Annotated in this window: 10 protein-coding genes; 4 read left to right on the top strand and 6 right to left on the bottom strand. The window is 70.0% G+C overall.

Translation table 11 applies throughout. The annotated features are described in order from the left end of the window. Nucleotides 1–1761: an alpha-L-fucosidase gene (locus tag H4696_RS25830; RefSeq protein WP_086865232.1), complete on the bottom strand. Its 1761-nt coding sequence runs from the start codon at nt 1759–1761 to the stop codon at nt 1–3. Nucleotides 1762–2121: 360 nt separating this feature from the next. On the opposite strand from H4696_RS25830, the gene H4696_RS25835 reads away from it, so the two are divergent. Then, complete coding sequence (locus tag H4696_RS25835) at nt 2122–3309, top strand: glycoside hydrolase family 88/105 protein (protein WP_086865231.1); 1188 nt, start codon at nt 2122–2124, stop codon at nt 3307–3309. A 55-nt stretch (nt 3310–3364) separates the two neighbouring features. Here the strand turns inward: H4696_RS25835 and H4696_RS25840 are convergent, their stop codons facing one another. The 4 genes from H4696_RS25840 to H4696_RS25855 all read right to left on the bottom strand — a co-directional run bounded on the left by H4696_RS25840 (nt 3365) and on the right by H4696_RS25855 (nt 7977). Continuing rightward, nucleotides 3365–4828, bottom strand: coding sequence for a glycoside hydrolase family 28 protein (locus H4696_RS25840; protein ID WP_086865230.1), 1464 nt, complete (start codon nt 4826–4828; stop codon nt 3365–3367). A 235-nt stretch (nt 4829–5063) separates the two neighbouring features. Then, nucleotides 5064–5690, bottom strand: coding sequence for a TetR family transcriptional regulator (locus tag H4696_RS25845; protein WP_086865229.1), 627 nt, complete (start codon nt 5688–5690; stop codon nt 5064–5066). 25 nt (nt 5691–5715) lie between these two features. After that, nucleotides 5716–7287 (bottom strand): alkaline phosphatase D family protein, encoded by a 1572-nt coding sequence (locus H4696_RS25850; RefSeq protein WP_086865228.1) that lies wholly within the window; start codon nt 7285–7287, stop codon nt 5716–5718. Between the two features lie 33 nt (nt 7288–7320). Next, nucleotides 7321–7977 carry an SH3 domain-containing protein gene (locus tag H4696_RS25855; protein WP_169735217.1) on the bottom strand — a complete coding sequence of 219 codons (657 nt, stop codon included), beginning with the start codon at nt 7975–7977 and terminating at the stop codon, nt 7321–7323. Nucleotides 7978–8099: 122 nt separating this feature from the next. Between H4696_RS25855 and H4696_RS25860 the strand changes: the two genes are divergently transcribed. The 3 genes from H4696_RS25860 (at nt 8100) to H4696_RS25870 (ending at nt 13960) form a co-directional block, all read left to right on the top strand. Beyond that, complete coding sequence (locus tag H4696_RS25860) at nt 8100–11033, top strand: AfsR/SARP family transcriptional regulator (protein ID WP_192782536.1); 2934 nt, start codon at nt 8100–8102, stop codon at nt 11031–11033. 242 nt (nt 11034–11275) lie between these two features. Beyond that, nucleotides 11276–12499, top strand: a complete 1224-nt coding sequence (locus H4696_RS25865) for a hypothetical protein (protein WP_086864102.1) — start codon at nt 11276–11278, stop codon at nt 12497–12499. A gap of 231 nt (nt 12500–12730) precedes the next feature. Beyond that, entirely contained in the window at nt 12731–13960 is a 1230-nt protein-coding gene (locus H4696_RS25870) for a glycoside hydrolase family protein (protein ID WP_086864101.1), read from the top strand. 39 nt (nt 13961–13999) lie between these two features. Here the strand turns inward: H4696_RS25870 and H4696_RS25875 are convergent, their stop codons facing one another. Further along, entirely contained in the window at nt 14000–14455 is a 456-nt protein-coding gene (locus tag H4696_RS25875; RefSeq protein WP_086864100.1) for a DUF4396 domain-containing protein, read from the bottom strand. Nucleotides 14456–14498 lie beyond the last annotated feature (43 nt).

Raw genomic sequence — 14498 nt, forward strand, 5'->3', positions numbered from 1 at the left:
TCAGCCCGCGGTCGCGTAGGCCGAGCCCAGCCAGGTTTCGTCGATGCGCAGCCGCTTGTAGCGGGTGCTGTCGCTCGATGCCGCGTACGTGCTCGTGATTCGCAGGCGGACGTACCTCGTCGTCACCGCCGTCAGGTCCGCGAACTGGACGCCGCGGTGGCTCGGGAGCGTGCCGGACTTCACCGCGCTCCCCCAGTTCTGGCCGTCGGCCGAGACGAATACCTGGTAGCCCTTGATCCGCGCCGACTGCTCGGTGTCCGACCGGGCGTAGCTCACCGAGTCCTCGCGCTGGTTGAGGGCGAGGTACTGGACCGGCTTGGCCGACCCGAGGTCGTAGTCGAGGTCGACCGGGAGCTTCTTGCCGTTGTCGAAGTACGTCAGGTAGTCGCCGTCGCTCGCCGACTGTCCACTGTGGCCGCTGGCCGACGTGCTCGCCTTCAGCGTCACGGTACGGGGGTCGTAAACCCCGGTGCGTCCCGTCGTTTCGACCTTGAACACCGTGTCGTAGGCGTCCCAGCCCGACAGACCGGTCAGCGTGAGACTTCCGTTCCCTTGGCCGAAGGAGACGGCCGCGCCAGTACGGAGGTTCGTGACGCGGGAGACGCGGTAGCCGTTGTCGCGGATCTTCACCGTGCTGCCCGACGGCTTGGTCAGCACGTGCAGGTACTGCGTCGCGCCGCGGATGGTGATGACGCCGTGCGCGCCGTCGTTCCAGAAGCCCGGCTGCATCCCGCCGTACATGTAGCCCGCGCCCTCGGTGCCGTCGAGGGATTCGCGGATCGCGCCGAGGTAGCCCGCGGCGAAGTTGTTGAACGCCTCCTGGTTCGCGGGGAAGCGGCCGTTCACCATCGCCGTTTCGGCCATCAGGGACTTGATCGACGAGCCTGCGTTCGTCACCAGCCTGCCGAGGTTGAGCGCCTTGTTCACCGGCGGGTTCGAGCCGCCGTACCACCACGATCCGGTGTCGGGCAGCTTGAAGCACGCTTCCGTCAGTCGCGGCATCGCCGTGTACGTCGCCTGCGGGTAGTCGTACGACGGGGTCATGCCGGTCTTCTGCTCGTTGCTGATCGTGTCCATGATCGGCGTGTCTTCGTTGTTGTTGCTCAGCAGGTAGTCCGGGCGCTGCTGGTAGATCTGCTTGTACAGGTCGTGGGATTCCCAGTAGGCGTTGTCGTTGTCGATCCAGAAGCCGCCGAGGTCGGGGTAGTTCTTCATGACCTCGAAGAAGTTGTCGTAGCTGAACTGGCCGAAGCCGTCCTGGCTGTCGAGGTTCACGGTCTTGCCCTTGTACTTCGAGTAGCCGGCCGAGTCGAGCCACTCGTGGCCGCCCTCGTCGTGCCACTGGGCGTCGTTGGTCATGTAGAGGATGACCTTGAGCCCCTCGGCCTTCGCCGCGGCGACCAGCTCGCCGAGGAAGTCCCGCTTGGTGCTGCAGCTGCCGGGGATCTTCGACGGCCAGGCCCGCGAGTAGCCGAGGCGGCTGTGGAAGGAGGCCAGCACCAGGTACGACGCGTGCAGCTTCTTCGCTTCGCCGACCCAGTAGCCGGGACTCCAGCCGCCGTCGGTGATCGCCTTCTCCCAGGCGCTGCAACTGGTGTAGCCGGGCGAAGTGCGCATGCCCCAGTGCAGGAACAGTCCCGCCTGGCTGTCGCGCAGCCACTGCTGGGAGGGTTTCTGCAGATCGGCCGACGCCGGCGCGGTGGCGAGCCCGGCGGCCGCCAGCAGCGAAGCGCACACGATACCCAAACGACGCAGGAACATCGACGACCTCCAGTGGTCTGGTCCACCCGGAGTGGTACTCCTGCCCCGCACCTCCGGTCAAGGCTCAGGTCCGACCTTTGGCACACGTTTCGGCCATCGGTACACCGTTCTGCCCGCCATCCGAGTTAAATATCTGATATATGACGTGAGAGATCGGATCTCTCTTGACCGGGAGTACGCGGGGCGAGTAGATGTTCTCCCAGGGAAGCGCTTTCGCTCCCCGACCACCGCTCCGGCGAAACGGGTAGCACGCCGCGCCCCAAGAGCCGGCCGGGATGCCGACGGACGGCGGATCGGCATCCCGGCCACCTCTTTCGCACCACCCGCGTCGCGGGGGCCAGTGCACGAAAGGGACGCAGCATGTCCGAGCACCCCCTTCGCCCGACCCGGCGCGCGGTCCTGGCCGGCTCCCTCGGCGCGCTCGGCGCCCTCGCCGCGGCGGGCCCCGTCGCGCGGGCGGCCGACCGGCTTCCCCCGATCGGCGGGGCCGCGCCACCACCGGACTGGTCGCGGGCGGTCATCGACTCGACGATGACGCGCTACACCCCGGACAAGATCGGCGGCTGGGGCTACACCCTCGGCCTGTACCTCTACGGCCAGTACCTCTTCTTCAAGCGCACCGGGGAGCGGAAGTACCTCGACTACATCGTCGCCTGGTACGACCGGTTCATCACCGACAGCGGGATCTCCAACAGCTTCACCAACCTCGACTCGATGCGCTCGTGCCAGCTGCTGCCGCTGCTGTACGCCGAAACCGGCCGCAAGAAGTACAAGACGGCCGCCGACCAGCTGCGCAAGCGGTTCCCGGCCTACCCCCGCACGTCCGACGGCGGCATGTTCCACGCCACGAGCAAGGTCGGCCAGCTGTGGGGCGACGGCGTGTACATGGCCCAGCCGTTCCTCGCGCTCTACGGCGCCGCGTTCGGCGACGGCGCGTACTGCTTCGAAGAGGCGGCGAAGAACATCTCCGTGTACTTCGGCCACCTCCGCGAACCCGCGAAGGGCCTGCTGTACCACGCCTACGACGAGGACGGCTCCGAGTCGTGGGCGTCCGGGAGCGGGCACCACTCGAAGTACCACTGGGCCCGCGCGATCGGCTGGTTCGGGATGGCCGCCATCGACATCCTCGAGGTGCTGCCGGCGGACCACCCGCGGCGGGCCGCGCTGATCGACGTCGTGCGGTTCCTGGCCGCGGGCTACCAGCGGTACCAGGACCCGGCCACCGGCCGCTGGTACCAGGTCGTCGACCGCGGCGGCGACGCCAAGAACTGGCTGGAGACGTCGGCGTCGTCGATGTACACGTTCACGATCGCCCGCGGCGTCCAGCGCGGCTACCTGCCCTCGACGTACCAGGCGGTGGCGGACAAGGGCTACGCCGGCGTGCTGAAGAAGATCTCCGTCGGCGCCGACGGCCTCACGAACATCACCGACATCTGCGAGGGCACCAACGTCGGCGACCTGTCCTACTACTACGCCCGGGCCCGCAAGACCAACGACTTCCACGGCCTCGGCGCGTTCCTGATCATGAACGAGCAGTTCCACCACTGACCACGAGGCGCGCCGCAGGAGGGGCCCCGGCTTTCCGGCCGGGGCCCCTCCGTCGTCAGCAGTCCGAAGTGGACTCGGTCGCGTTCACGCGCAGCGCGGAGTCCTTGACGCAGTAGCCCGTCACCGACTGGAAGCCGATGTCGTACGGGCTCTTCGCGCCCTTCTCCGCGGTGAAGTGGTCGAAGGTGATGTCCGAGCTGTTGTTCACGATGCTCGCCGGGCGGCCGTCGTCCTTCGCGAAGTCCACGGAGCTGTTCACGAACCGGATGCCGGCCGCGTAGTGCAGGTACCAGCCGTAGGACGGGCGGGTGCCGATGCTCTTCGGGTTGTAGTCCGTCGCGTTGTTGCTCGGGACGCCGGTCGACATGGTGCCGTTGCCGCCCGGCACGGTCAGCTTGACGCCGGTGAAGGTGACGTCGGAGACGCGATGACCGCTGTCCGCGCCCCAGAGCGTCGGGCTGAAGTTGCTGCCGGTGTGCGTGCCGGTGACGTTGTCGAACGTGATCCCGCTGATCGAGCCGACGCCGGGATCGTTGCCGCACCGCTTCCGCGTGCCGATCTTCATCATGACCGGCGAATACGTCCCCGACATCGTGATGTCGCGGTAGTGCACGTCGGAGATCTTCGCGCCGTCCATCGAAACGATCCCGATCCCCGATTTGTGCGCGCCGGTGATCGCGATCTCCGAGAACCGGTAGCCGGTGAAGTCACCGCAGGTCTCGGACCCGAACATCAGCGCGTTGCAGCACACCGCCGAAAGTTTCGCGCCGGTCACCGTGACGTTCCCGTTCGGCAGTTTGGCGCCGAGCGCGTAATCGCTCTTGAACACGAGCGCGTCGTCGTTCGCCGCGATGCTGGCGTTGGTGATGGTGACGTTCGTGGTGCTGATGATGTTCCAGCCGTCGCGGTCGCTCGCCGTGTCGATGGTCAGGTGGTCGGACACGACGTTCTTGCACCCGTTGATCAGCGCCGCGAAGTGCCCGCCGCGGCGCAGCTTGATGCCGGACAGCGTGAGCCCGTCGCACCGGGTGAGCGACAGGATCTTGTCCGCCTCACCGGATTTCGGGTTGCCGGTGATCAGGTTGCCGCCGCCGTCGATGGTGCCCGCGCCGGTGAAGCCGATGTTCGTCAGCTTGTCGCCGGTGAACATCGCGTTGTGGAAGTGGCTGTGGCCGTAGTCCTGGTAGGCGTCCCACGGGTTCGCTTCCGGCTTGTCGTAGGTGTCCGCACCGGACCCGGCGATCGTCGCGCCCGCGTCGAGCTGGATCGTCACGTTGCTCTTGAGGTGCACCGTGTGCGCCGACTTGTAGGTGCCCGAGGTGAACCGGACGGTACCGCCGCCCGCGGCGTTGGCCGCCTTGATCGCCTTGTCGACGGCGGGAGAATCGTCGGCGGAACCGTTGCCCTTGGCGCCGTAGTCCTTCACGTCGTAGACGCCGCCGGGTGCGGCGGCAGAGATTCCGGTACCGGCCATCACCAGCCCGGCGATCGCCAAGCTGACCAGCAAAGATCTTTTCACCGTGAGACCGCCTTGTCATGGAATCGGGAAATTCGGCATGACGGCGGAAAACCCAGGTTACGAGTGACGCGAAGGGACTGTCAAGATCGGCAGGATCGGGGGACCCGCGCCACCCCCAGCCGGACGCGGGTCCCCCGGGGTCCGTTCGGGATTTCCGCAGTCTACCTTCGGAGAGCCCGGCGATAACGTGCGTTTCTCACGGTCCTGCCAGGAATCCCGCATGGTCGCGCGAAGGTCAGGCGAACCCTACTCCGGACGACAGCAGGGTGAACGCCCGTTCGGCGGCGGCGACGGCCGCGGGAAAGCGCTGTCCCGCGGGGACCCCGGCCGCGACCGCGTCCATGTTGGCCGTGGCCAGGGTCCGGCGGACCGCCGAGATCTGCGCGGCCGCGAGGCTCGCGTCGAGGAGCGGGACCCCGGCCTTTTCGAGCTCGGCGGCCAGCGCCGCCTCCCCCGCGGAGGTGAACCCGGCCAGCCGGGCCACCAGCGCGGGGGTGCCGGTGACGAGCCGGAACACCGCGAGCACGGCGGGCTCGTCGCACAGCCCGGTCACCGGTTCCCGTGCGTCGAGCCCGCGCAGGAACGCCTCCCGCAGCGCTTCGAGCGGGCCCTGGCCGGGCCGGCGCGCGCGGACGACGTCCGCCGCGTCGGTCTCGTGGTCGGCGAACCGGTGCAGCACCAGGTCCTCTTTGGTCGGGAAGTAGGCGAAGAGCGTCCGCTTGGACACCTCGGCCGCGCTCGCCACTTCGGCGACCCCGACGGCGTCGAACCCGCGCTCGAGGAAGAGCCGGATCGCCGCCGTCGAGATCGCCGTCCGCGTGCGCAGCTTCTTGCGCTCCCGGAGGCCTGGTTCATCGGTCACGTCACGCAGCGTAGCGCTCCCGGCGTCACACCTGCTGGAGGCCGGGCTTGCCCGCTTGCACTACGTAGCTGCGGTCGTTCTTGATCACGACCGACGCCGGGTCGTAGACGCTGGTGTCGGACGTGGTCATGAAATCCGCTCGCGTCTGCGTGGGTGTCGTCGTGACGCGGACGTAGCCGCGCTCGCCCTTGCAGTACTTGACGTGCGGGTTGTTCGCGTACCAGGTCGAGCTGGGCGCCGTCGCGGTGTCGCTGTTGCTCGTCACCGACGTCGTGACCAGCTCGGAGCCGATGACCGGGTCGCTGTGGTCGAAGTAGTCCAGGCGCAGGTCGGCGGCCCAGTGCCGGTGGACGTCGCCGGTGAGCACGACCGGGTTGGCGACCTTCCGGTCGACCCAGCCCTGCTGGATCCGGTTGCGGGAGGCCTCGTAGCCCTGCCAGGAGTCGGGGCTCTCGCAGGTGGCCTTGTCGCCGTCGCCGTCCCGCGTGGCGAAGAAGACCTGCTGGCCGAGGAAGTCCCAGGTCGTCGGGTGCGATTCGAACTGCTTGAGCAGCCACGCTTCCTCGGTGCTGCCGAGGATGCTGCGCGAGGTGCTGCGCATGTCCGTGCAGGCCGGCCCCGCGTCGCCCGACGGGTCGGTGACCTGCGCGCTGCGGTACTGGCGCGTGTCGAGCATGTGGAACCGGGCGAGGTTGCCCCAGAGGAACTGGCGGTACAGCTGGATCGACGAGCCGTTCGGCTTGGCCGTCGAGCGGATCGGGGTGTTCTCGTAGAAGGCCTGGAAACCGTTGGCCTTGCGCGTGGCCGACGCCGGCGAGGTGGTGCCGTTCCAGTTGTTCATCACTTCGTGGTCGTCGAACACCACGATCCACGGCGCGATCGCGTGCGCGGCCTGCAGGTCGGCGTCGGTCTTGTGCTGGGCGTGGCGGGCGCGGTACTGCGCGAGCGTCGTCACGTCCTCGGTGAAGGCCAGGCTGCGCGGGTTACGCTCCTGCGCGGTCCGGCCCGACTTCTTCTCGTAGATGTAGTCGCCGAGGAACAGCACCAGGTCCGGGTCGTCGGCCACGATCCCCTTGTACGCGTGGTAGTAGCCCTCCTCCCAGTGCTGGCAGGAGCTGAAGCAGTACTTGAGCTGGTTGACCGCGGCGCCGGCGGCGGGCGCGGTGCGCGTGCGGCCGACGGGTGAGATGTAGCCGCCGGTCTTGAAGCGGTAGAAGTACTCCCGCGCGGGCTGCAGCCCGGCCGGTTCGATGTGGACGCTGTGCGCGGCCGCGCGGACCGCGTCCGCCGAGCCGCGCTGCACGATCGAGGTGAACGCCTCGTCGTTCGCGATCTCCCAGTCGACCGCGTAGGTGGCGTCCGGCATGCCGCCGAAGCCGTCCGGGTTGAGCGGCGCCGGCGCGAGTCTCGTCCACAGCACCACGCTGTCGGGGAGCGGATCGCCGGACGCGACCCCGAGCTGGAAGGGGTCGTGGATGGTGGGGGCGGCGGCCGTGGTGCGGGCGTTCGCCCACGACGGCAGCGCCGCCGAAGCCGCGGTTGCGGTGACCGCGGCGAGCCCGCCGAGGAGCACCTTGCGCCGGTTGACCTGACCCATGGTGGAAAGCCCTTTCTTTCGGGGTGGACGCGGTCAGGCCGCGAAGTCGGTGAGGCCGTCGCTGCAGGACTTCAGGTCCGGCTTGCCGGTCGTGTAGTTGGCGACGCAGACCTTGTAGAAGACCCAGCCGCCGGCCGGGACGGACACGGCCTTGTCGACCTTCGTGCCCTCGCCACCGGAGTTCCAGACGTAGAACGGCCCGGCGCCGCCCTTGAGCCAGTAGGCGACGACGGCCGAGTAGCCGTCGGCGTTCGTGTCGTAGACCAGGAAGTGCGAGTCGGACGAGCGGTACTGCCCCTCGCCGGCGCAGGCGTCGGCGCACTGGGCGCTGCCCGTGCCGACCCCGCAGTCCGGCGCGATCCGCGTGTCGGAACCGGTGTAGACGTAGGTGTCCGAGATGTACCCGCCGAGCGCGGGCACGTAGTCCCAGAGCGTGCTGGTGCCGTAGGTCCCGGTCACCGAGGAGCCGGTGAGCTGGCAGTCGATGGCCACGGTCGCGCCGTTCGCCACGGTCTTCACGGCCGTGGCGCTCGCGGTCGGTGCCCGGCGGACGTTGAGCGGGTCGCCCGCGGTCTTCACCGTGCCGCTCGCCGCGGCGGACGCCTCGAGCGCACCACCGACCGCGAGCCCGCCGACCGCCGCCACGATCACCCCGAGTCCGGCGATACGCCGGAGGTTCAAACGCTTCATGGCGGGAGCGTGACCGCGCCCCGTACACGTCTCGTACAAAGCCCGTCCTCGCGCGCACGCGCGCGCACAGACACTCCGAATGGATCTATCGCCCGAGGTCGGAGCGGTCATAGCATCCGGTCATGGGGGAACTCATCGGGCAGGTTGAGACCACCTCGCTGACCATCCGCGTCCTCGGCCCGCTGGAAGTCACCGCCGCCGGGCAGGTGATCGCGCTGGGCGGGCCGAAACCCCGGCTGCTGCTGGCCGCGCTGGCGCTGCAGCCGAACGTCGTCGTGTCCACCGACGTGCTGGTCGAGGTGCTGTGGCCGGAATCCGCCCCCCGGTCGGCGGCGGCGAACATCCGCACGTACGTCCATTCGCTGCGAAGGCGCTTCGCCGAAATCGACCCCGGTCTCGGCGAGCGGATCAGCAGCCGCGCGTCCGGCTACCTGCTGACCGCGTCCCCGGACGAACTGGACCACCTCGCCTTCGCCGCGCTGGCGGCCGAGGCGCAGGAAGAGCTCGACGGCGACCGCGCCGAGAGCGCTCTCAAGCTCCTCGACCGGGCCGACGCGCTGTGGCGCGGCGAAGTCCTCGAAGGACTCCCGCACGACCACAGCTGGGGCGCGACCGTCGCCCGGCTCGCCGAACTCCGGCTTTCGGTGCAGGAACAGCGCCTGCGCGCGCGGATCGGCCTCGGCCGCTGCGGCGAGGCCGTCGCCGAGCTGCGTGGGCTGGTCACCGAGCACCCGCTGCGCGAAGAGCTCTGGGCGCAGCTGATCGTCGCGTTGCAGGCCGCCGGCCGGACCGCGGACGCGATCGAGGCGTACGAGTCGGCCGAGCGCGTCCTGCGCGAAGAACTCGGCGCGCAGCCGGGCGCGAGGTTGCGCGAGCTGCGCGCGACGCTGGTGCCCGAAAGCATCGCCGCCCCGCGTCCCGCCGACGTCGCCCCGGTCTGCCAGCTGCCGCTCGACCTGCCCGACTTCACCGGCCGCGACGACGTGATCGGCGAAGTCACCGCCCTGATGCGGGAGCGCGCCGACTCCGGCGCCCCCGCCGTGATCGTGCTGTCGGGCGCGCCCGGGGTCGGGAAGTCCGCGGTCGCCGTCCGGGTCGCGCACGCGGTCCGCGAGGAGTTCGCCGACGGCCAGCTGCACGTCGACCTGGCCGGCACGTCGTCGTCGCCGCGGGCGCCGATGGGCGTGCTCGCCGAGCTGCTGCACGCGCTCGGCGTCCCGGACGCGGGCCTGCCGCGGGAGCCGGCCGAGCGGTCGGCGCTGCTGCGGTCGCGGCTGGCCGGGCGGCGGATGTGCATCGTGCTCGACGACGCCGGGAGCGCCGCCCAGGTGCGGCCGCTGCTGCCCGGGGCCGGCGCGTGCGCGGTGCTGGTGACCAGCCGGATCCGGCTGCCCGACCTGGCCGGCGCGCGGGCGGTCGACGTCGACCTGCTGCCCGAGGCCGAGGCCGCGCGGCTGCTGCAGGGCATCGTCGGCGCCGAGCGGGTGGCCGCCGAGCCGGAGAGCGCGGCGGCGATCCTCCGCCAGTGCGGGCACCTGCCGCTGGCGATCCGGGTGGCCGGCGCGAAGCTCACGCACCGGCCGGGCTGGACGCTGAAGCTGCTGGCCGACCGGCTGCGCGACGAGCGCCGTCGACTCGACGAACTGCGCGTCGGCGACCTCGCCGTCCGGGCGAGCGTGACGCTGTCCTACGACCTGCTGCCGATGTCGGCGGCCACCGCGTTCCGCGGGCTCGGGCTGCTCGGGCCGGTCCAGTTCCCGCCGTGGGCAGTCGCGGCCGTGCTGGGCCGCAGGGATGCCGAAGACGTGCTCGACGTGCTGGTCGACGGCCACCTCGTCGAGCTGGTCGGCTCCGATTCGGCCGGGCAGCCGCGCTACCGGCTCCACGACCTGCTGCGCGTGTACGCCGTCGAGCTGGCCGAACAGAGTGACGCGGCCAAGACGCGGGCCGGGCTGCGCCGGGTCCTGACCGGCTACCTGGCGCTGGCGCTGGAGGCCGCGCGCCGGATGCCGCTGCACTTCTTCGGCATGTACCGCGACGAGGAGCTGCCGCGCCCGGAGGTGCCCGCCGACGTCCTGCCCGACGACCCGGCGGCGTGGTTCGCGGCCGAACGGCACACCAGCGTCGCGGCGGTTTCGCTGGCCGCGGAGAACGGCTTCGACGACCTGGCCTGGCAGCTGGCGTCGGCCCTGACGCCGTACTTCGACCTGCGCGGCCACCAGGACGACTGGCACAGCACGCACCTCATCGCCCTGGCCGCGGCCCGCCGGACGGGCTCGCTGCGCGCGGAGGCGATCGTCCAGCGCAACCTCGGGCAGTACCTGCTCTACCAGGACGAATACGCCGGTTCGCGGGTGGCGTTCGAGGAGTCCCGGACGTTGTTCGAGCGGGTCGGCGACTCCCAAGGCGTCGGCATCGCGCTGACCGGGCTCGCGACGATCCTGCGCATCGAGGGCGAGGACGACCGCGCGCTCGACCACTGTCACGAGGCACTGAAGCTGTTCGCGGAGGCGGACGACCCGCACGGCGAAGCGGTGGCGCGCATCGGCGCGGGCGCGGTCTGGATGTCCCGAGGCTGCTACGCGGCGGCGAAGCGCTGGTTCACCGACGCTCTCGAGCTGTCGGCGTCGATCGGCGACCGGCACCGCGAGGCGCACGCGTTCAAGCGCCTGGGCCTGCTGTTCCAGCACCAGGGCAACCTGGCGGCGGCCCGCGAGCACGTCGACCGCGCGATCGCGATCTTCACCGACCTCGGCGACGACCATTGTGTGGGGTACGCGAACCAGAACCTGGGTGAGCTGTGCCTGCACAGCGGGGATTTCGCGCACGCTCAGCTGCTGCTGGTGAACTCGCTGTCGGTGCACCGCCGCAACGGGGACCGGCGGTCGGAGGCGGAGGTTTCGCAGCTGCTCGGTGAGCTGCACCGGGCGCTTTCGCAGCCGGAGCGGTCGAGGGATTACTCGGAGCGCGCTCTGGCGATCTGGCGCGAGCTGTCCTCGGCCCGCCCCGCGGAGCCCGCGGTTCCCGCCGAGCCCCCGCACATCGTTTCCGCCTGACGCAAGGGTCTTGCGGGGCGCCAGATGCCCCCTCCCGGCGGCCCTGATCTCGCGGCGGCGAGCCCAGCCGGATGTCTTGAATGAGTCATTCAGGTCGTCGGAGGTCCTGAATGACTCATTCAAGACATCCCGAGGTCGCCGCGAGCCGCACAAAGGCGCGGCTGTGCTTGTACGGATCATGTACGCCGCCCGGCCAGTCTTTCGCCACGTTCGAGTGAACAGGTGCGAAGGGAGAACCGGGGATGATCCGGATCAGGAAGGCCGGCCGCGTGACCGCGGCGGTTCTGGCCGCGGGGGCGGTGACGGCGCTGGCCGGAGCCCCCGCCCAGGCCGCGACGAAGGCCGACGGCGCGAGCTGGACCGCCGATGTGTCCACTGTGGACACCGATGACGTCAACGTCGCCGCCGCCGGCGGAACGCTGACGCTGGCCGATGCCGCGTGGCACAGAACCGCGCGGGTCTTCGCCGGCAGCGAAGGCAGTCTCACCACCGCCGAGCACGCGCTCGGGTCGGCCGCCAACCGCGTCAGCGCGGAGCTGGCCGCCGACACGCCGAAGGGCACGTCGATCGACGTCGACGTCCGCGGCCGGACCGGGGTGAACGACTGGACCGAGTGGACGCCCGCGGGCACCACGCTCAAGAGCGCCGTCAGTTCCGTGCAGGTGCGCATCAGCCTGCACAGCACCACCGACGGCGTGCGGCCGTCGGTGCGGAGTGTCAAGCTCAGCGCCGACAACGCCCCGCAGCTCAACGCGCTGGCCGAAACCGCCGCGCTGACGTACAAGGTCTACGGCACCCGTGAGGGCCTGATCGGCGGCACCACCGCCAACGGCCACGTCATCACCAGCCGGGACCACTTCGTCGCGCTGCCGTCCGGGAAGGGCTTGTCCAGCAAGGGAACCGGCACCTACTCCGTGCGCGTCTGCCGCACCGACGGCAGCAAGTGCGAATACGCGCCGGTGTGGGACATCGGCCCGTGGAACGAGCAGGACGACTACTGGAACCCGGCGGCGGAGCGGACCAAGTTCAAGGACCTGCCGCAGGGCCAGCCCGAGGCGTACGCCGCCTACTACAACGGTTACAACGGCGGCAAGAGCGGCCTCGGCTACAAGGTGGCGAACCCGGCAGGCATCGACCTCGCCGACGGCGTCTTCTGGGACGGGCTCGGCATGTCCGACAACGGCAACGTCAACGTCACCTACCTGTGGACCGGCTCCGGCCCGACCGGCGTCGTCAGCACCGCGGGCGACCCGATGAACGTCCGGGCCAGCGCGAGCACCACGGCCGCCATCAAGGGCCTCGCGGCGAACTACGCCAAGGTGAACATCGAGTGCTACGTCGAGGGCGACACCGTCACCGGCAAGTTCGGCACCAGCAACATCTGGGACCGGATCGGCCCCGGCCACTACGTGTCGGACACCTACCTGCAGACCGGCTCCGACCTCCCGGTCGCGCCCAAGTGCTGAAGCACTGAACGCGGCTCGAGCGAGCCTCGATCATCGCGTGGTTGACTGCCCTCACCCCCGCGATAACAGCGAAGGCCCGGTGTCCCCCACCGGGCCTTCGCCCTTTTCTCCGCCATTCCGCTCACCGGGACCTCAATTCACAACCATGAATGCCGATCCGCCGGGTGTACAACGTCCGGGTGCCCGTGCAAAAATTCCGGGCACTTTCCCCACACGGAATGGCGGTCCCCTGTGAGCGTTTCCCGGAGAACCCTGCTGACGACCGCGGCCGGTGCCGCGGTGGCCGCGAGCACGTCGACCCCTGCTTCCGCGGCCACGCCCGAAGTTCCCGACCAGGCCACGGTGACCCGGACGCTCCGCCAGGCGGCCGATTACGCGGTGGCCAAGCTGCGCGCGGTGGCCCCCGGCGTCACCGCGTTCCCGGTCGGCACGAAGTTCGAGAAATGGACCTATTCGCAGAATGGCGACTGGGTCGGCGGATTCTGGCCCGGGCAGTTGTGGCTGGCCTGGCTGCACAGCGGCGAGGACCAATTCAAGACCCTCGCACTCGCGTCCGCGGAGAAACTCGCGCCGCGCCAGAACGACACCGGCACGCACGACCTCGGTTTCCTCTTCTACCCCTCCTGGGTGACCTCGTGGCGGCTCACCGGCGAGGAGAAGTGGCGCGCCGGCGCGATCCAGGCCGCGTCCTCGCTGATCAAGCGCTACAACCCGACCGGGAAGTTCATCCGCGCCTGGGGTGCGCTCACCGACCCGAACAACGCGGGCCGGGTCATCATGGACACGATGATGAACCTGGACCTGCTGGCGTTCGCGAGCGCGCAGACCGGGGACCCGAAGTACCTGGACATCGCGGTGGCGCACGCCAAGACCGCGCAGCGGAACTTCCCGCGCCCGGACGGTTCGACGCCGCACGTGTTCGACTTCGACCCGGTCACCGGCGCGCCGATCGGGCCGAACACCGTGCAGGGCTACAGCCCCACGTCGTGCTGGTCGCGCGGGCAGGCCTGGGGCGTCTACGGCTTCACCACGATCCACCGCCGCACCGGCGACCCGGAGTTCCTGGCCACGGCCCGCCGCCTCGCGGACTACGCGCTGTCCCGGCTGACCGCCGACCACGTGCCGGTGTGGGACTACCTGGCGCCGCAGGCCCCCGACGACGTCAAGGACGCCTCCGCCGGCGTGATCATGGCGTGCGGCCTGCTGGACCTGGCGGAGCTCACGCACCGCCCGCAGTACCGGGAAAGCGCGCTGCGGATCCTGACCGCGGTCTCGCGGACGTGCCTGACGACGAAGTCCGCCCGCGCCGAGGCGAGCGTCGCCCGCTGCACCCGCAACCGCCCGGCCGAGGACGGCGTCGAGGTGTCCCTCCCCTACGCCGACTACTACCTGCTGGAAGGCATCCTGCGGGTGCTGGACCGGCGGAAGGTCGACCGCGCGGTCGACCTGTCGAGCGTGTAGCGGCGTCCGGGGAGGCCGCCACCTCCCCGGACGCGCTTTTCAGTGGTGGTGGTGCGCGTGCACCTTGGCGTGCCCGAGCCCCCGCCCGATCATCCACTTGTTGACCGGCACCGTGACGACGAACGCGATCGCCAGCGACAGCGCGAGAGCCAGCCAGAAGAGGAAGCTGGCCAGGCCCGCGTCCATCGCCCCCGGGATCGCCACGACCACGGTGTTGTCGATCAGCTCCATGACGGCGATCGACACGGTGTCCGCGGCCAGCGCGACCTTGAACGCGGCCTGCAGGTTCAGCCCCGACTTCAGGACGCCCCGCATGGTCAGGCCGTAGCCGAAGACGAAGGCCAGCGCGATCGAGAGGACCACGGTCGCCGCGTTGTGCAGGCCGAAAGCCGTGCCCAGCACCATGCCGAGCACCTCACCGATGGCGCAGCCGGTGAGGCAGTGCAGAGTCGCCTGGATCGCCGTCGCCCACGAAGCCCCGTGCTGTTCGTTCATGCCGGTGACTATACCCCCCAGGGGTACTTGGAGCACGTTGCGC

The sequence above is a fragment of the Amycolatopsis lexingtonensis genome, from assembly GCF_014873755.1.
GTDB lineage: Bacteria > Actinomycetota > Actinomycetes > Mycobacteriales > Pseudonocardiaceae > Amycolatopsis > Amycolatopsis lexingtonensis.